Source organism: Peribacillus sp. NPDC097675, assembly GCF_050277655.1.
In the GTDB taxonomy this organism is placed as follows: Bacteria; Bacillota; Bacilli; order Bacillales; family DSM-1321; genus Peribacillus.
In genome coordinates this window covers 317410-335448 of sequence record NZ_JBNNSK010000002.1, presented here as the reverse complement: position 1 = coordinate 335448, position 18039 = coordinate 317410, and the positions used below count along the sequence as shown (strand labels likewise).

18 protein-coding genes are annotated in these 18039 nt (G+C 42.0%); all 18 read left to right on the top strand.

The window, feature by feature from the left end; all coding sequences use genetic code 11:
• The 18 genes from ACQKL5_RS04870 (at position 1) to dprA (ending at position 17862) form a co-directional block, all read left to right on the top strand.
• Complete coding sequence (locus tag ACQKL5_RS04870) at positions 1-1767, top strand: vWA domain-containing protein (protein WP_427606882.1); 1767 nt, start codon at positions 1-3, stop codon at positions 1765-1767.
• A complete protein-coding gene (locus ACQKL5_RS04865; RefSeq protein ID WP_427606881.1) occupies positions 1757-4525 on the top strand; it encodes a VWA domain-containing protein in 2769 nt (922 codons plus the stop codon). The genes ACQKL5_RS04870 and ACQKL5_RS04865 overlap by 11 nt, the downstream gene beginning before the upstream one ends.
• A 107-nt stretch (positions 4526-4632) precedes the next feature.
• The gene (locus ACQKL5_RS04860) at positions 4633-4965 is read left to right on the top strand and encodes a putative DNA-binding protein (protein WP_402967804.1); all 333 of its coding nucleotides are present in this window, start codon (positions 4633-4635) and stop codon (positions 4963-4965) included.
• A gap of 11 nt (positions 4966-4976) precedes the next feature.
• Positions 4977-6317 (top strand): signal recognition particle protein, encoded by a 1341-nt coding sequence (ffh, locus tag ACQKL5_RS04855; RefSeq protein WP_402967807.1) that lies wholly within the window; start codon positions 4977-4979, stop codon positions 6315-6317.
• A gap of 150 nt (positions 6318-6467) precedes the next feature.
• Positions 6468-6740 carry a 30S ribosomal protein S16 gene (gene rpsP / locus ACQKL5_RS04850; RefSeq protein ID WP_053345299.1) on the top strand — a complete coding sequence of 91 codons (273 nt, stop codon included), beginning with the start codon at positions 6468-6470 and terminating at the stop codon, positions 6738-6740.
• Between the two features lie 13 nt (positions 6741-6753).
• A complete protein-coding gene (locus tag ACQKL5_RS04845; RefSeq protein ID WP_427606880.1) occupies positions 6754-6984 on the top strand; it encodes a KH domain-containing protein in 231 nt (76 codons plus the stop codon).
• A gap of 219 nt (positions 6985-7203) precedes the next feature.
• Positions 7204-7590, top strand: a complete 387-nt coding sequence (locus ACQKL5_RS04840; protein ID WP_427606879.1) for a YlqD family protein — start codon at positions 7204-7206, stop codon at positions 7588-7590.
• 10 nt (positions 7591-7600) lie between these two features.
• Positions 7601-8119: a ribosome maturation factor RimM gene (rimM, locus tag ACQKL5_RS04835; RefSeq protein WP_427606878.1), complete on the top strand. Its 519-nt coding sequence runs from the start codon at positions 7601-7603 to the stop codon at positions 8117-8119.
• Positions 8119-8853 carry a tRNA (guanosine(37)-N1)-methyltransferase TrmD gene (trmD, locus tag ACQKL5_RS04830; RefSeq protein WP_427606877.1) on the top strand — a complete coding sequence of 245 codons (735 nt, stop codon included), beginning with the start codon at positions 8119-8121 and terminating at the stop codon, positions 8851-8853. The genes rimM and trmD overlap by 1 nt, the downstream gene beginning before the upstream one ends.
• Positions 8854-8984: 131 nt before the next feature.
• On the top strand, positions 8985-9332 hold the full coding sequence (gene rplS / locus ACQKL5_RS04825) for a 50S ribosomal protein L19 (protein WP_427606876.1): 348 nt from the start codon (positions 8985-8987) through the stop codon (positions 9330-9332).
• Between the two features lie 206 nt (positions 9333-9538).
• The gene (lepB, locus tag ACQKL5_RS04820; RefSeq protein ID WP_427606875.1) at positions 9539-10093 is read left to right on the top strand and encodes a signal peptidase I; all 555 of its coding nucleotides are present in this window, start codon (positions 9539-9541) and stop codon (positions 10091-10093) included.
• Positions 10094-10110: 17 nt separating this feature from the next.
• Complete coding sequence (ylqF, locus tag ACQKL5_RS04815; protein ID WP_427606874.1) at positions 10111-10986, top strand: ribosome biogenesis GTPase YlqF; 876 nt, start codon at positions 10111-10113, stop codon at positions 10984-10986.
• A gap of 216 nt (positions 10987-11202) precedes the next feature.
• Positions 11203-11970, top strand: coding sequence for a ribonuclease HII (locus ACQKL5_RS04810; protein ID WP_427606996.1), 768 nt, complete (start codon positions 11203-11205; stop codon positions 11968-11970).
• A gap of 22 nt (positions 11971-11992) precedes the next feature.
• Positions 11993-14065, top strand: coding sequence for a hypothetical protein (locus ACQKL5_RS04805; RefSeq protein ID WP_427606873.1), 2073 nt, complete (start codon positions 11993-11995; stop codon positions 14063-14065).
• On the top strand, positions 14062-14337 hold the full coding sequence (locus ACQKL5_RS04800) for an EscU/YscU/HrcU family type III secretion system export apparatus switch protein (protein ID WP_427606872.1): 276 nt from the start codon (positions 14062-14064) through the stop codon (positions 14335-14337). The genes ACQKL5_RS04805 and ACQKL5_RS04800 overlap by 4 nt, the downstream gene beginning before the upstream one ends.
• A gap of 436 nt (positions 14338-14773) precedes the next feature.
• Positions 14774-15934 carry an ADP-forming succinate--CoA ligase subunit beta gene (sucC, locus tag ACQKL5_RS04795; RefSeq protein WP_427606871.1) on the top strand — a complete coding sequence of 387 codons (1161 nt, stop codon included), beginning with the start codon at positions 14774-14776 and terminating at the stop codon, positions 15932-15934.
• Positions 15935-15952: 18 nt separating this feature from the next.
• Complete coding sequence (gene sucD / locus ACQKL5_RS04790) at positions 15953-16855, top strand: succinate--CoA ligase subunit alpha (RefSeq protein ID WP_427606870.1); 903 nt, start codon at positions 15953-15955, stop codon at positions 16853-16855.
• Between the two features lie 137 nt (positions 16856-16992).
• Positions 16993-17862: a DNA-processing protein DprA gene (gene dprA / locus ACQKL5_RS04785; protein WP_427606994.1), complete on the top strand. Its 870-nt coding sequence runs from the start codon at positions 16993-16995 to the stop codon at positions 17860-17862.
• The last annotated feature ends 177 nt before the right edge of the window (positions 17863-18039 follow it).

Below are 18039 nucleotides of genomic sequence, written 5' to 3'. Positions count from 1 at the left end.
ATGCATATTTCCAATCCACTCTTCTTTCTATTGAGCTTTTTTATCGCTGCTGTCATTTTGTTTTATTTTTTCAGGAAGCAGTATGAAACAACAACGATTTCGTCCAATTTATTATGGGAGCAGGTGCTGAATGAATGGCAGGCTTCTCCTTGGCTTCATAAATTACAGCATAACCTATTATTCTGGCTTCAGTTGCTGGTACTTCTCCTTCTTATGTTTGCGTTGGTCCAACCCTTTTGGTTTCAAAAAGGGATTCCGGGCGACCATCTAATCCTAATTATCGATACTTCGGCTTCGATGAGTGCAAAAGAAGGGGAACTCACCCGTTTTGAAAAAGCCAAGCAAGAAGTGGTGGAGATGCTTAAGATGGTAGATGATCAAGAAGTGACAATCATCAGTGCCGGTCAAAAGCCTGTGCTACTTGCCAATCACGAGACAAATCGGGCTGAGTTACAAAAGCAAGCAAAAGAACTGGAACTATCATACAGTCACGAGAATATTGATAAGGCCCTGAAATTGGCGGACTCTCTATCTATGGGAAAAGAGACGGTCATTCATCTATACTCCGATTCAGTTGTAGAGACAGACCTTAGCGGGTTATCGGAAGACATTCCGGTTGATGTACATAATTTCAGTAGTCTAACTCACAATCTCTCTTTGCTTTCTTTTGGTACGGCAAGTACGGAAGGAGGCATCACGGGGGTGGCGGTCATTGAAAATCAAACGAAGCAGAATGAAACGGTTGAATTCCAAGTAGCGAATGGACAAGACGTTCTCTTCACAAAAAAAATAATCGTGAAATCGAATAGCGAGGAAATCATCGATATACCGGTTCTGAAAGAGAAACCTTATTACACGGCCACCATCAACGTAAATGATGACTATTCCGCTGACAATGAAATGACAGCCATCCAAACGGCGGTATATGAAAAAGTCTATGCAGTGGGGGATGTGAATCCATTTTTGATTAATGGACTTGAAACAATCGGTCTTGATATCATCCAACTGGAGGATAAAGAAAAGGTCGGGAAGGATGGAATCGTGATGGCTGAAGGGGTGAAATTAGAGGAACTTGGCTCCTATCCACTTCTTTTTGTGAATGAAACGGAGAAGGGTAAGCAGAAACTGACTGAAAAGCCTAAAGGCACCGGTGACCCTCTCCTGGACTACGTAGAGATGGAAAATGTTTATATTGAATCGGCTTCCATCCCAGTCAACAAACAGTGGGATTATGTGCTTGCTAGCGAGGATTCTCCGCTCATTCAAAAAGGTACACATCAAGGACAGCCTATCATTGCCTTGAACTTTTCCGTGGCGGATACTGATTGGCCGTTGCAGCCCGGGTTCCCCATCTTTTTATATAACTCGTATCAATGGCTGACTCAACAAACGAATTTTCTAGGTTACTATCAGCCTGGTGAGGAAAAGTGGTTGAACCTTGGGGTAGAAACGGAAAATTTGGCTATATTCACTGAGTCCGGAAAGAATCTTTATTCCGTCGATTTACAAAAAGAAGGCTTCCGGGCACCAAGTAAGCCTGGTACATACGAAGCGATAGCGGGAGAACAGGTATTTTCCTTTTCTGTGTTACTTGATGACAGGGAAAAGGTAATTGTTTCAGCCCCATCGTTCAGGATGAATATGAAATCATCAGAGTTGAAAGAAGAGGGAAGCGATACAAAACAGGATATCTTATGGTACTGGCTGGCTTGTTTGGCACTTCTGCTATTGATGGCCGAATGGGAGGTATATCGACGTGGGCATTGATGTTACTTATCCACTGCTCTTTTTATTGCTCCTTCCCTGTGCAGTCCTTATTTATTTGTATGTGCTAAAATCACGTAATCAAACGAATCGTGTGGAGACGGTGGTTGTCGCAGTGCTGAGGTCATGTGTTTTTTCCCTCATAGTATTTGCACTGACCGTTCCGCAATTATTACTGCCTGTCAAAGGGTCGACCGTTGTTTTCTTAGTTGATCGTTCTGCTAGTGTCAAAGATTCGGGCACAAAAACGCTCGCTTGGATTGAGAAAAGTATGGAAGCAATGGGGAGAGATGATTCGTTTGCAGTAGCCACCTTTGGGGGCAGTGCCATTGCTGAGCAAGCGTTGACGACTAAACATACACCGATAAGCCAGTTTAGCGGTGAATTGGAAGATGATGCAAGCCGATTGGATTCAGGCATCCAATTCGCTTCCTCGCTCATTCCGAGCTATTCAAGCGGGAGAATTGTCCTTTTTTCTGATGGGAACGAAACGGCCGGTAGTAGTGTGGAAGAGGCTAAATTACTAAAAAATAACAACGTTGAGCTTGATGTCGTCCCGTTGTCCGAATTGGCTGGCGAAGATGTTGCCCTGAAGAATGTCACGCTTCCCCCGTCTATTTACCAAGGCGAAAAAACAGAGATAGCATTGGAAGTCTATAGCAATACAGCTAAAAAAGCGGCTGTCCGCATTTCACTGAATGATCGGGAAATCATCAAGAAGACAGTGGATGTAAAGGAAGGGACCAATTTATTTTCCTTTTCACATACCGCGGAACAAACTGGTCTGCAAGTATATAAGGCTGAAATCATCGCTGAAAAAGATACATTTACGGAAAATAACCAATTACAGGCAATCACGAATGTAAAAGGCACGCCAAAAGTATTAATTGTCGAGGGGGAGCCAACAGGACGACTTGAAAATATCTTGGACGGAGGCGGGCTAATTGTCGAGTCCACCATCCCGGAAAAATTGCCGACTACTTTATCAGGTTTTTTACAATATCAATCGATTGTGTTTAATAATGTTCCAGCCACCTCCGTTTCGGAAAACCAGATGAAAATGATAGAGCAGTCGGTCAAGGAATTCGGCAATGGGTTCGTGATGACAGGCGGAGAAAATAGTTTTGGGCTTGGCGGATATTTCAAGACTCCGATCGAGGATCTACTTCCGGTAGATATGGACATCAAAGGAAAAAAAGAGATGCCTTCCCTTGGATTGATGATTGTTCTCGATCGATCAGGCAGTATGGATGGAAACAAGCTTTCATTGGCAAAGGAAGCGGCTGCCCGCTCCGTTGAGCTTTTGCGCGAGAAAGATACTTTCGGGTTCATTGCCTTTGATGATCGACCATGGGAGATCATCGAAGCCGGGCCGCTAAAGGATAAAGAAAAAGTGGTGGAGAAAATTCGCACACTGTCTTCGGGTGGCGGTACGGAAATCTACAGTTCACTTGAAATGGCTTACGAAAAGTTGATGGATGCAAAGTTACAGCGGAAGCATATTATTTTGTTGACTGATGGCCAGTCAAACACTTCGAATAATTATGAAGATTTAATTGAAGAAGGAAAGGGAAAGAACATAACCCTTTCGACGGTATCAATTGGAAGTGATGCCGATAAGAACCTACTTGAAGAATTGGCTGGTTTCGGAACGGGACGCTATTACGATGTTACGGATGCTTCCGTGATTCCCAGTATTTTATCGAGAGAAACCGTCATGGCGAGCCGGACCTATATTGAAGATAGCCCGTTTTATCCTTCCATCAAGGATAAAACGGATTGGAACACATTGTTCAAAGATGGTGTACCTAAGATGAATGCATACATTGCGACAACTGCGAAGCAGCGTGCATTGTCGTCTCTGATCAGCGAAAAAGAAGACCCAGTCCTTGCCGAGTGGCAATATGGAATGGGGACGACGGCAGCTTTCACCTCAGACATTAGCGGTAAATGGTCGGGCGAGTGGCCCGTTTGGGATAGGTGGGGCACATTTCTCAATCAATTGATCACAAACACATTGCCTAAATTCGAAAGTGAGCCATATATGCTCACACAGGATAATAGTGGCGAGGAAACGGTCATTAAGCTTGAATCGTCCACACAAAATCACTTGCCTGTATCGGTGAACGTACTATCGGAAAAGGGCGAGAAGATCGATGTCAATACAAAGCTCATCGCGCCGGGGAAACATGAAGTCATCATGCCAAAACAATCAGGGATGTATTTTCTCAGTGTAGAACAAAACACCAACGATGGAGGAACGAACCTATATCAGACAGGATTCACTGTGCCCTATTCAGATGAATACTTGCAGCAAGGCCTAAATAAAAAGCTTATTAAGGATTTATTGGCTGTTTCGGGAGGCCAGGAACTGAAGGAGGAATCTGAGGCATTCCGCAAGATGCAAACCATGGCAAGGCAAGAGCAAAGCATCAGCTCTTGGTTGCTGTTAGCTGCCTTCTTGCTTTTATTCTGTGAAATAGCAGTTCGAAGGTTTGGGTGGCACAGAGTCTCGCGCGGATTCGCAGGCATTAGGAAAGAATCAGAAAACATATCATATAAACAGGAAAAAAGGACCAAGAAAAGGAAGAAGTCAAAGCAAATCGTTTTAAAAGAAGAGGAGCCGAAACATATAAAAATCGAGCCCAAAGGGTCAGCGCCAACTCGAAATCCTAAGAATGAACCTGTAAATAAATTGTCCCAATCAGAGCGCGAAGAGCAGATGAAGCGCCTGATTGAAGCGAGAAAACGAAAAAAGTAATGATTTTTAACAAGGTGGTAAGGAGTTTAACTTGACATGAAATATCGGACACTATACAATATAAACTTGTAAAGGGTTTTCACTTAACAGCAGGGAGGCTTGCTAATATGCTTGAAAAGACAACGCGGATTAATTATTTGTATGACTTTTACCAATCGTTGTTAACAGAAAAGCAGCAGAGCTATATGGCCCTCTACTATCTGGATGATTACTCTCTTGGAGAGATTGCCAATGAATACGAAGTCAGTAGGCAGGCAGTCTATGATAATATAAAAAGAACAGAAGCAATGCTCGAAGAATATGAAGCGAAGCTATTGTTATTTCAAAAATTTCAAGAGCGTAACCAATGGATTGCAAATGTGAAGGAACTTTTAGAGAAGGAATCCTTTTCTAAAGAGAAGTTACTTGACGCAATTACAGCGCTTGAGAAGTTGGATTAGGAGGCGGCAATATGGCATTTGAAGGATTGGCCGACCGACTGCAGAACACGATGCAAAAGATCCGTGGTAAAGGAAAGGTCAACGAAGCAGACGTTAAAGAAATGATGCGTGAAGTTCGTTTGGCCCTGCTTGAAGCGGACGTTAACTTTAAAGTCGTGAAGGAATTTGTGAAGCGTGTAAGTGAGCGTTCGGTAGGCCAGGAAGTGCTAAAAAGCTTAACCCCCGGTCAACAGGTAATTAAAGTAGTAAAGGAAGAATTGACTCAGCTGATGGGCGGCGAACAGAGTAAGATCGCCGTTGCCACTAAACCGCCGACCGTCATTATGATGGTAGGTCTTCAAGGGGCAGGTAAAACGACGACCACCGGAAAGCTGGCCAATCTTCTTAGAAAAAAATACAACCGCAAGCCATTGCTCGTTGCGGCTGATATTTACCGTCCGGCGGCGATTAAGCAGCTTGAAACACTTGGCAAACAATTAAGCATGCCTGTTTTTTCCCTAGGCGATCAGGTCAGTCCTGTAGAAATTGCCAAACAGGCGATTGAAAAAGCGAAGGAAGAACATCATGATTATGTGTTGATTGATACCGCAGGTCGCCTCCATGTTGATGAAAATCTAATGGGCGAACTGAAAGATATCAAAGAATTGACCAAACCGGATGAGATCTTCCTGGTTGTCGATGCGATGACAGGTCAGGACGCTGTCAATGTGGCCCAAAGCTTCAACGAACAGCTTGGACTAACTGGAGTCGTATTAACAAAACTAGATGGAGATACCCGTGGTGGTGCGGCACTTTCTATTCGTTCCGTTACGAACACGCCGATTAAATTCGTCGGTATGGGTGAAAAACTGGATGCACTTGAAGCGTTCCATCCAGAAAGAATGGCTTCAAGAATCCTCGGCATGGGTGATGTATTGACCCTTATCGAAAAAGCACAGGCCAATGTTGATGAAGAAAAGGCGAAAGAATTAGAGAAAAAGATGCGTACCGCTACCTTTACTTTTGATGATTTCCTCGAACAGCTTGGTCAAGTGCGCAATATGGGACCGCTTGATGATATTTTGAAGATGATTCCTGGTGCGAATAAAATGAAAGGGATGGATAACCTTCAGATCGATGAGAAACAAATTGGTCATGTTGAGGCTATCATCCGTTCAATGACGACGCTAGAGAAAGAACATCCAGAAACCATGAATGCATCCCGCAAGAAACGGATTGCTAAAGGTAGTGGAAGATCGATTCAAGAAGTGAACCGTCTACTGAAGCAATTTGAAGAAATGAAAAAAATGATGAAACAAGTTACAAGTATGCAAAAAGGAAAGAAAAAGGGATTTAAATTCCCGTTCATGTAAGTTTTTTTCAAGGGGAATGAGCATAAAAATAGGCTAAAATCGCCTATTTAAACACTTTTTTTGCCTGTTAAGAAAAAAACCTTTACAAACATACAAGACATTTGATATTATACTATCTTGTGTGAAACTATTCGGAGGTGCTTATTTAAAATGGCAGTAAAAATTCGCTTAAAACGTATGGGAGCAAAAAAATCTCCTTTCTATCGTATTGTAGTTGCAGATTCTCGTTCACCACGTGACGGACGTTACATTGAAGTAGTGGGAACTTATAACCCGGTGACTCAACCAGCTAAAGTTGACATCAATGAAGAGCTTGCTCTTAAATGGTTACAAGATGGAGCTAAACCATCTGATACAGTTCGTAACTTATTCTCAACTCAAGGCATCATGGAAAAATTCCATGTTGCAAAAAACAGCAAGTAATCGACGCTAGTTGATGAAATCTTTAATTGAAACGATTGTTTCTGCACTTGTGGATCATCCGGAAGAAGTTATTGTGACTTTGAAGGAAGAATCCGATCGGGTTGTATATGTCCTCTCCGTTCATAAGGAGGACATGGGCAAGGTCATCGGTAAACAAGGGCGTGTAGCTAAGGCGATTCGAACTGTGGTATATGCAGCAGGATCTTCACAGCAGAAGAAAATCTATTTGGAGATTTCCGAATAAGGAGGGCTAACCCCCTCCTTTTTTTGTACTTCAAGAAAGGTAAATCCCGGGTCTGTTCGCTATCTAATTGAATCGGGATTTAATTTCACTCTTTTGGAACACATCTTTTACCATTTTACGTTATACTTAAGAGAATGACCCTCATGTTTTCAAAAGGTTACCCTATCATACATATTTTTTGACTCAAATAAGAAATCATAGATAATAGGAGGTGCTGGAATGAAAATTCTCCAAAATGTAATCGTTAACCAAGTATTAACGGAATCCAGCAAGAATCAGCTCCTCGATAAGTACAAATCAAAACGACTACAACTTCAAAAAGAGAGTGAACAGCTTCGTTTTGAATTGAAAAAACTTGAAAAAACCCGTAACCTTCAGCCCGCAAGTCTCCGTGCCCACTTTGAAAAAGAAATTAACCAAAGGCAGGAAAAAATCAAACTGCTAGAATTTCAAATGGAACAGTTGGAGATCCTTCCTATTGGAAGCGAACTGAAGGAGCGGGAAGTCCAAAGCATCATAGATGTAGAAATCGGGGCAGATTGGGACGATCTTATGACAACGAAGACAATCGTCATTAAAGATGGAATCGTCTCGGAAATTCGTTAGAGGTGAAAGAATGGAAAACTGGTTTAATGTAGGTAAAATCGTCAACACACATGGTCTTCTAGGCGAAGTCCGTGTTATTTCATCGACAGATTTCCCTGAAAAACGGTACAAAGTTGGCAATACGTTGTATTTGTTCATGGAAACAGAGAAAAAACCATTGCCGCTTACAATCAGGTCACACCGTACCCATAAAAACTTTAATCTGTTGACATTTGAAAACTACTACAATGTCGGTCAGGTTGAAGCTTTCAAAAACGGGATCCTAAAAATTAAGGAATCACAGCTAGGCAAACTGGATGAAGGAGAATTCTTCTTCCACGAAATTATTGGCTGTAAGGTTTTCACGGATGAAGAAGAGGAAATCGGCGAAATCGTGGAGGTACTGACTCCAGGTGCAAACGATGTTTGGGTCATTAAAAGACCGGTAGGCAAAGATGTCCTTATACCGTATATCGATCAAATCGTAAAAGAAGTCGACATCTCCGCTAAAAAGGTTATCATCACACCTATGGAAGGACTTTTGGACTGATGAAAATCGATGTACTGTCGCTTTTCCCAGAAATGTTTGAAGGAGTACTTGGTTCGTCGATTTTAAAAAAGGCAGCAGAAAAGCAAGCTGTCAGCTACCGGGTGACCAATTTCCGGGATTACTCCGATAATAAGCATTCAACGGTCGACGATTACCCATATGGTGGCGGTGCAGGAATGGTGTTGAAGGCACAGCCCATTTTTGACGCTGTAGAAGCCATTAGGGGTCAGAGTGACCTAAAACCTAGGGTCGTACTTCTTTGCCCTCAGGGAGAGCGTTATACGCAGAAAAAAGCGGAAGAGCTTGCAAAGGAAGAGCATCTCATATTCGTTTGTGGTCATTATGAAGGATATGATGAACGCATTAGGGAGCATATTGTCACGGATGAGATATCAATTGGCGATTATGTGCTTACAGGTGGAGAATTGGGGGCCATGGTCATAATAGATAGCGTTGTCCGTTTGTTACCGGGCGTACTAGGAAATGTCGATTCCCCGATTCTCGATTCATATTCTTCTGGTTTATTAGAGCATCCCCATTACACTAGACCTGCAGATTTTCGGGGCATGAAAGTTCCGGATCCGCTCATTTCCGGAAATCATAAAAAGATAGATGAATGGCGGATGAAAGAGTCACTACGGAGAACATGGCAGAGACGACCCGATTTGCTTGAAAGCTATGAACTCTCGGAACTTGAAAAAAAATTACTTTCAGAGATTCAAAAAGAAGAATGATCTCTATTGCATCCCAGTATATAGTATGGTAGGATAGACCTTGTGACTTGGGCAAAAGTCCGGTCTTATATCGATGTTCCGCTGCAAAACAAATTAGTATTTGCAAGAGCGTCCAGGAGGAGTTGGAATTCATGCAAAATATTATTAACGAAATTACAAAAGAACAACTTCGCTCAGATCTTCCATCATTCAGACCTGGTGACACAGTACGTGTACACGTTAAGGTTATTGAAGGAACACGCGAACGTATTCAGTTGTTTGAAGGCGTTGTAATCAAACGTCGTGGCGGCGGAGTTAGTGAAACTTTCACAGTACGTAAGATTTCTTACGGCGTTGGAGTAGAACGAGCTTTCCCTCTTCACACACCAAAAATTGCAAAATTAGAAGTTATCCGTCACGGTAAAGTACGTCGTGCGAAACTTTATTACCTACGCGAACTTCGTGGTAAAAAAGCACGTATTAAAGAAATTCGTCGTTAATTCTTCGAATATCTCTATGCGGGTTTACCATGATCCACATAAGGTGCAAAACCAAAAAAGGAGCCTGTTTAACAGGCTCCTTTTTTGTAATTGAATGAGTAATATCATTCCCAAAAAGAAGTGAAAAGGACTTTAAACCAGCTCGCTATAGCGTCCGTAACATGTTAAAATGATTGATGATATGCTTTTCTAAAAGGGTGGTAAGGATGGCGAAAAAGAAAAATGAATTGTGGGAATGGACGAAGGCAGCCCTTATCGCGGTGATTTCAGTAATGCTTATTCGTTATTTCCTTTTGGCCCCAATCTATGTGGATGGCTTTTCCATGATGCCGACCTTAAAGGATACAGAGCGCATGCTCGTAAATAAATTCTCTTATTCAGTTGGTGAACCAAAAAGATTCGACATTATTGTCTTTAAAGCTCCGGAAGGCAAGGATTATGTAAAACGGGTCATCGGTCTGCCTGGTGAGAAGGTGGAATATAAAGATGATATACTTTACGTGGATGGAAAAGCTTATGATGAACCATATTTGGAAGAATATAAAAAGCAATTGATCGACGGAGGGCCGTTGACTGAACCTTTTACATTAAGTGATATCATTGAACAAGAAACAGTGCCAGAAGGCCACTTATTTGTTTTGGGGGATAATCGTCGCTTCAGCAAGGACAGCCGTCATATCGGTGTTGTATCGTACCGAGAAGTATTAGGAAAAACTAAATTAGTTTATTGGCCAATCAAAGACTTTAGATTGGTGGAATAGTAGGAAGGTGGATTCCATTGACAATACAGTGGTTCCCTGGCCATATGGCCAAAGCGAGACGGGAAGTAACAGAAAAATTAAAACTAGTCGACATCATATTTGAACTTGTGGATGCACGGATTCCAGCATCTTCAAGGAATCCCATGATAGACGAAATCATACAGCATAAACCAAGGCTCATCTTATTGAATAAAGCTGATATGGCCGATCCGGCTAAAACCAATCAGTGGTTGGAATATTATAAATCACAAGGTAAAACAGCCATTGCCATTAACTCACAGGCAGGAAACGGCTTGCACCAGATTACAACGACTTCTAAGATTCTTTTGAAAGAGAAGTATGATCGGATGGAATCGAGAGGAATTAAGCCACGTGCGATTCGGGCGATGATTGTCGGAATTCCGAACGTGGGGAAATCTACGCTGATCAATCGGCTTGCCAGGAAGAACATTGCCAAAACAGGTAACACACCTGGTGTCACGAAAGCTCAACAATGGATAAAATTTGGTAAGGAACTGGAACTCTTAGATACACCGGGGATTCTTTGGCCTAAATTTGAGGATCAGGAAGTCGGTTTGAGACTTGCCTTAACAGGAGCCATCAAAGATACCATTTTAAACTTACACGAAGTTTCCCTCTACGGTCTTCGTTTCTTGGAAAAAGAATACCCAGATCGCTTGAAATCACGGTATAATCTTGATGTGATTCCGCAAGAAACGCTGGAACTTTTCGACGCAGTTGGCAAATTCAGAGGCTGCATAGCTTCCGGAGGCTATATTGATTACGATAAGACGGCGGAACTAGTGGTACGAGAGATTCGTTCGGAAAAGATGGGTCCCCTCACATTTGAGCTTCCGTCGGAAACTGAACAAGAGGAAAGCACTCCTGAATAATTCCTGTCACGGAACTAAATTCAAAGACGCAGGCCGGCTACTATTTGATTGGCTAGGCTTATGCAACAGAATAAATACGGAGCTGATCTATAGACATCAGTAGGTGGATTTAACCTACTGATGTCTCTTTTCCGCTCCGTATTTTTGATTGAACTATAGAAATGCAGCGTCCCTGCCGATACTTATAATGATGGGTGATAAATGATGAAAACAGCCATGAAAATTAATGAAATTTCTACAAGATTAAAAACCATAAGCAATCCGGAAGATCCCTTTTTACAAGAATGCCGGGAGGATACACGCAAGGGAGTTGCCGATTTACTCAATAAGTGGAACAAGTCCTATGAAAAAGCGAGGCAGGTCAGGAATACCTTTTTAAAAATGTCTGAGTTTGAGAGAGAGCTTCGTAAACAAGGGTTTACAATCCTTGCAGGTATTGATGAAGTAGGGAGAGGTCCTTTGGCAGGACCGGTAGTGACAAGTGCGGTGATTTTACCGGAGACATTTTATCTGCCAGGGCTGAATGATTCCAAGAAAATTTCGGAATCCAAAAGGGAGCTATTTTATGAGGCCATTTATAAAGAAGCGATATCCGTTGGTGTAGGCATCGTACATAGCGATGAAATTGACGAAATAAATATCTATCAGGCTACGAAAAAGGCCATGATGGCAGCAGTGAACAATCTTTCGGAATTGCCGGATCATTTACTGATCGATGCGATGGAATTAGATATGCCCATCCCCCAGCTTTCGTTAATAAAAGGAGACGCCAGAAGCATCACTATATCAGCGGCCTCTATCGTCGCTAAAGTGACACGTGACCGAATGATGATGGAATATGGTGTAAAGTACCCGGAGTATGGATTTGAGAAGCATATGGGCTATGGTACGAGCCAACACCTAGAAGCTCTTGAGAAGCACGGACTTACACCTTGGCATAGAAGAAGTTTTGCACCTGTAAAGGCAATTGCAGCAAGAAAATAAGGATCAAAGGAGGATGATGGGGATGCAATCTATCATAAATAGTCAGTCTGTGTCCACACCTGTCGAGATACAGGGAAGCACTAGCTTGAAAAGCGGGCAAATACTTTTTGGGAAAGTGAATAAGATCTTTCCCAACCAAACAGCTGAAGTGCAGATTGGCCAACAAAAAATGATTGCGCACCTAGACGTCCCGCTGAAGGTAGGAGAAAGATATTGGCTTCAAGTACAGCCAAATGAGGGGCAGCCTGTATTGAAAGTACTCGATTCCCCAAATGTAAACCTTTCGAATGCCAAGGGAGCGGCAGCCCAACTCCTAATCCATCTGGGTGTTCAGTCAGAACCAGCGTCTGCAAAGCTTGCAGAGTTTTTACTGAGGAATCAATTCCCTGTTACCAAAGAGATCTTCTCATCAGCTTTGCAATGGGTAAAAGCTGCAGAGACAACCGAAACAGGGCTTTCCATCATTAAAACAATGTTTACGCAGCAGTTACCTTTTGTTAAGGATGTATTTTTTGCATTGGCTGAGCAAGCAAAAAATGAACCTTTCCATAAGCTACTAAGTGGCCTACAACAGCAAATAATGGCGAACGGAACTGACACAAAGACGGTAGCGCAGCTAAGAGGGGTGTTGGAGTCCTTCCATATTACAAAGCAAAACCAATTGCAACAAACTGGTTTGCAAAGACTTACCGAGATTTGGCTTGATTCCAAATCGACTCCAGATATGAAATTGGGAGCTTTTTCCCTGCTCCAAAAGACTGGATTCGTTCCAAAAGGGTTAAGCGAAGCGGAGTTTTTGAAAAGGACAGTGGCTGAATCGGTGATGATGCCTGAAACCTTGAAGTCCCCAACGGCAAATAAACTACAACAAGGGCTACAATTACTTGCAAATGCAGCCAATGGAACGCCTGAAGAATCAGGGAAAGTAGAATCTAGCCTCTCAAAGTTATGGGGTGGGGCGGATATGGCAATGCCTACATCTTCCGTTTCAAAAGACGATATACTGCAAAAAGGCATTGAACGTGCTTTTGGGGTAGTCTCATCTGATGTGAAACCACGGCTCCTCACTATGCTTCAAACGACTGGAAGTCAAAAGGCTAATGGAGAAATGGAGCGGATTTCAGATACACTACAACTAGGGATGCAACAAATGGTCCAGAAAAAGCCAGTGTTCACAGAAGAAATTATCCATCTTACTTCCCGTTTGCTTGAACGTGCTTTTGCAGAAGTGAGTGTCAGTGGTAAGGTGACTGCGGTCAATCCTGAAGTGGATGAACTATTGATTCAATTAAATAAGAATATAGGGCAGGATGTTGAGACGAAGGGAAAAGTGGGGGATTTTCTACTTCAGGCTTTCAAGCAAACCCAAGTAACCTCTCAAACTAGTAACCCGGAGAAAATTGTGCTATCTCATTTGATGGATGAAGGTTTTCAATTAAATGATTTTACAGATGGTCCCGCTGTGGCTCAACAACTGAAAGAGTGGACGAAGATGCTGGGTCTTCAATTGGAGCATGTTCTCGCCAATCTGTCCGGAGACGGATCGAAAGCATTAACTGAGGATTTGGAGACACTCAAGCCTTTACTTCTTAAACTGTTGAATGAACAGCATCCGACAGCTGTTAAGGACATGGCTGAACAAGTTTTGAATCGGCTCACGGCTCAACAGGTTCTTTCGCAGGATAACGGCCCCGTTCAAAATCTACTATTCACACTTCCTCTCAATTTGGGATCTTCCCAAACGGATTTAACGATGCAATGGAGTGGTAGAAAAACAAAGGATGGCAAGATCGACCCTGATTACTGTAGAATCCTATTTTATTTAGAGTTAGAGACTCTTGATGAAACCGTCATCGATATGCAGATCCAAAACCGGGTCATCAAAGTGACAGTCATCAATGAGCAGAATGAAATGATTGAAGCGGCAGCGAGCAATTATCTGGACGTTTTGAAAAATAAATTGCAAGGAATGAATTACAAATTATCTGGTGTTTTGTTTCAGAATACGACGCGTGGAGAAAATGTGGGTTCGAAGCAGAATTCCATCCCTTTCTCAGGGACAGGAACCTATAGTGGAGTGGATATGCGGATATGAAAAAGGAAAAGCGGAAAGAAGCGATTGCCTTAAAGTATGATGCGAAGTCTTCGCAGGCACCTGTCGTTTTGGCCAAGGGGAAAGGTAAAACGGCGGATAATATCCTGGCAAAGGCCGAGGAGCTGAATATTCCCGTTCAGACGGACGAAACCTTAACAGAGCTTTTAGGTCAGCTAGATATTAATCAGACAATTCCTGAGGAATTATATGGGGCGGTTGCAGAAGTATTTGCATTTGTTTACAAATTAGATCGTGATGCGAAAAATAAATGATAACTTTTTTGTTGGGGTGTGCATGAATCAGTCGAAATATGATGAAAACTATAAAAACTAGTAAAAAAAATTATTATATTAAAAACATACTAAACTCATGATAAAAGGATGGAGCCGACGCTTTGTGCTTTTATTTTTTTTGTCTTAAAAGATAAATAAACGATACTTTTTATTTTAAAAAATCTTAGAGAAAGGCTTTAAATAAGAATATTCTCCCAAAAATTAGTAATATGATATAGGAAAATCCGAGTATGAAAAGTAGAATGTACAACCTGTCATCTTCCATATAATAGGTTGTTATTTAAGTATATTGTAATAATTATTTTTGGTGCTCAGTAAAGAAAATTATGCATGAATAAGAATTTTGTTGTAATATGGTAGAGAAAACACGCACCAAATTTCAGTTTCGTTTTTTAGTAGATAAGGAGGATGGGAAATGAATATCCATGAGTATCAGGGGAAAGAGATTTTGAGACAATACGGGGTATCTGTTCCAAATGGCCGAGTTGCCTTTACTGTTGATGAAGCAGTTGAAGCGGCGAAGGAGTTAGGTACAGATGTTGTTGTCGTCAAAGCTCAAATCCATGCGGGTGGCCGCGGAAAAGCCGGCGGAGTTAAGGTTGCGAAGAATCTTGATGAAGCGCGTACATATGCAAAAGAGATTCTTGGTAAAACGTTGGTGACCCATCAAACAGGGCCTGCGGGTAAAGAAGTGAAGCGTTTACTTATAGAAGAAGGCTGCGATATCACCAAGGAATATTACATTGGGCTGGTCTTGGACCGTGCAACGAACAGTGTAGTATTGATGGCTTCCGAAGAAGGTGGAACGGAAATCGAAGAAGTGGCTGAGAAAACTCCCGAGAAAATCTTCAAGGAAGTAATTGACCCTGTGGTCGGTTTAACGGGTTTCCAGGCACGTAGAATCGCTTTCAACATTAATATTCCAGCTCCATTAATAAATAAAGCATCTAAATTGATGATCAACCTATATACAGCTTTCGTAGAAAAAGATTGTTCGATTGCCGAAATCAATCCGTTAGTCGTGACGGGGGATGGCAATGTTATGGCCTTGGATGCTAAATTGAATTTTGATGACAATGCAATATACCGTCAGAAAGATATTTCAGAGTACCGTGATCTGGATGAAGAAGATGCTAAGGAAATTGAAGCATCAAAACATGGTCTTAGTTACATATCGCTTGACGGAAATATAGGCTGTATGGTTAATGGTGCCGGGCTTGCTATGGCAACGATGGACATCATCAAACACTATATGGGCGACCCGGCCAACTTCCTTGATGTCGGAGGCGGTGCTACAGAGGAGAAAGTGAAAGAGGCTTTCAAAATCATCCTGTCCGATGAAAAAGTAAAAGGCATCTTTGTCAATATCTTCGGGGGAATCATGAAATGTGACATCATCGCGACAGGCGTCGTAGCTGCTGCAAAAGAGCTAGGCCTGGATGTACCACTCGTTGTCCGCTTAGAAGGTACGAATGTCGATTTAGGGAAAAAGATTTTGAAAGAGTCCGGTTTAAATATCACCGCTGCTGAATCCATGGCAGACGGAGCGCAAAAAATAGTATCACTTGTAGGATAATAGGCAGGGGGGAACATTATGAGCGTTTATATTAATAAAGATACGAAAGTGATCGTTCAGGGAATCACTGGTTCAACAGCGTTATTCCATACAAAACAAATGTTAGAATACGGTACGAAAATCGTTGCAGGGGTCACTCCAGGTAAAGGTGGAACAGAAGCGGAAGGGGTACCTGTATATAATACAGTTTCCGAAGCTGTCACTGAAACAGGAGCAAATGCATCGGTCATCTATGTGCCGGCGCCATTTGCAGCAGATGCGATTCTAGAAGCGGTGGACGCGGAGATTGATCTTGTCATCTGTATTACAGAGCACATTCCTGTCATGGATATGGTTAAGGTCAAAAAATATATGCAAGGCAAGAAAACACGTTTAATTGGACCTAACTGTCCAGGTGTGATTAGCCCAGATGAGTGTAAAATTGGGATTATGCCAGGTTATATTCATAAAAAAGGTCATATAGGCGTTGTTTCTCGTTCTGGTACATTGACTTATGAAGCCGTTCATCAATTATCAGAAGAAGGCATCGGACAATCATCTGCAGTCGGCATTGGTGGGGATCCTGTCAATGGTACTGATTTCATTGATGTACTTAAAGAGTTCAATGAAGATCCAGAAACCCATGCAGTAATCATGATTGGGGAAATCGGTGGCACAGCAGAAGAAGAGGCGGCCATTTGGGTGAAGGAAAATATGACGAAACCGGTTGTTGGGTTCATTGGTGGGCGTACGGCTCCAGCTGGTAAACGCATGGGACATGCCGGTGCGATTATTTCTGGAGGCAAGGGAACAGCTGATGAAAAAATCCGCGTCATGAATGAATGTGGCATTAAAGTTGCAGAAACACCTTCGGTCATGGGCGAAACCTTGATTTCGGTCTTAAAAGAAAAAGGTATGTACGAACCATGTAAAACTCATTAATAAAAGATGGACCGACCTGATTTTGGTCGGTCTTATTTCATTCATCTACAATAGTTCTTCGAAAGATAGCAATGACCTCGTTTGACAAGCAATACAACTATCCCTCAATTTAATAAATCCTCAAAAGGAGTGTTTCCATAGTGAACAAAAATGAAAAATTAATACATCTCCATCATTGCCGCGGTGCAGGCTGGAAAACGATCAAAATGATTACGACAGTCGATCCATCTCTCACCTCCCTTTTTAAAATGACATACGCTGAATGGAAAGAAATCCTCCCCATCCCCTCCAATAAGATTCAATTCTTTCTCGAAGATTTGCATTCACACGATACGAGTGAAAAGTTAAAACAATATGACAATAATCAAATCCAATGTATGACGATTTTTGATGAAGACTATCCATATATGCTAAAACAAATATTCAATCCCCCTTGGGTGCTTTATTTAAAAGGTAATAAACAGCTTTTAGCGAAGAGGAATACGATAGGTGTCGTCGGTACACGAAATCCAACCTCGTATGGACTGGAGGCCTTAAAAACGGTTTTAACACCCCTTACAAGGAAAGAATTTGTGATTATTAGCGGGGTGGCATCTGGAATTGATGCAATTGCCCATAAGATTACGTTGAATGAAGGCGGACATACGATAGGTGTTTTAGGTGGGGGATTGATGCAGATTTACCCAAAAACAAACATTCCCCTAGCAAGAGTAATCATTGAAAAGGGTCTACTACTCTCGGAAACTCCTCCGATGAGAAGATCAGAACCCTGGATGTTCCCGCTCCGGAATCGAATCATCAGTGGTTTATCACAGGGGATTTTCGTTGTAGAAGCAAAAGAAAGAAGCGGTTCTCTCATTACGGCACAAGCTGCACTTGAACAAGGAAGAGATGTATTTGCGCTTCCGGGGAATATAACCAGTCCTGAATCAACCGGAACGAACCAATTAATTCAAGATGGAGCTAAATTAATTTTGACATCCGTCGACATTGAGGAAGAATATTAAAACAATATAATATAGAAGATATACGGTGAAGTGTCCATTTTTTAGGTGAAAAAAGGGCTTTTTTAGATGAATAGGATAAAATATTAGACAAAAAGGTTGAAAATATTGTAAAACTGTTATAAGTTTTGCAACAGGCACCTCTTGTCAAAATACCTAATTTCAAATGAAACTGCAGGA

Excerpts from the sequence above, each read along its gene's own strand:
- rimM (WP_427606878.1), top strand. The coding sequence starts at position 7,601 with ATGGAAAACTGGTTTAATGTAGGTAAAATCGTCAACACACATGGTCTT.
- trmD (WP_427606877.1), top strand. The coding sequence starts at position 8,119 with ATGAAAATCGATGTACTGTCGCTTTTCCCAGAAATGTTTGAAGGAGTA.
- sucC (WP_427606871.1), top strand. The coding sequence starts at position 14,774 with ATGAATATCCATGAGTATCAGGGGAAAGAGATTTTGAGACAATACGGG.
- ACQKL5_RS04800 (WP_427606872.1), top strand. The coding sequence starts at position 14,062 with ATGAAAAAGGAAAAGCGGAAAGAAGCGATTGCCTTAAAGTATGATGCG.
- ACQKL5_RS04860 (WP_402967804.1), top strand. The coding sequence starts at position 4,633 with ATGCTTGAAAAGACAACGCGGATTAATTATTTGTATGACTTTTACCAA.
- ACQKL5_RS04840 (WP_427606879.1), top strand. The coding sequence starts at position 7,204 with ATGAAAATTCTCCAAAATGTAATCGTTAACCAAGTATTAACGGAATCC.
- rplS (WP_427606876.1), top strand. The coding sequence starts at position 8,985 with ATGCAAAATATTATTAACGAAATTACAAAAGAACAACTTCGCTCAGAT.
- rpsP (WP_053345299.1), top strand. The coding sequence starts at position 6,468 with ATGGCAGTAAAAATTCGCTTAAAACGTATGGGAGCAAAAAAATCTCCT.
- ACQKL5_RS04805 (WP_427606873.1), top strand. The coding sequence starts at position 11,993 with ATGCAATCTATCATAAATAGTCAGTCTGTGTCCACACCTGTCGAGATA.
- ffh (WP_402967807.1), top strand. The coding sequence starts at position 4,977 with ATGGCATTTGAAGGATTGGCCGACCGACTGCAGAACACGATGCAAAAG.
- ACQKL5_RS04870 (WP_427606882.1), top strand. The coding sequence starts at position 1 with ATGCATATTTCCAATCCACTCTTCTTTCTATTGAGCTTTTTTATCGCT.
- lepB (WP_427606875.1), top strand. The coding sequence starts at position 9,539 with ATGGCGAAAAAGAAAAATGAATTGTGGGAATGGACGAAGGCAGCCCTT.
- ACQKL5_RS04810 (WP_427606996.1), top strand. The coding sequence starts at position 11,203 with ATGAAAATTAATGAAATTTCTACAAGATTAAAAACCATAAGCAATCCG.
- sucD (WP_427606870.1), top strand. The coding sequence starts at position 15,953 with ATGAGCGTTTATATTAATAAAGATACGAAAGTGATCGTTCAGGGAATC.
- ACQKL5_RS04845 (WP_427606880.1), top strand. The coding sequence starts at position 6,754 with ATGAAATCTTTAATTGAAACGATTGTTTCTGCACTTGTGGATCATCCG.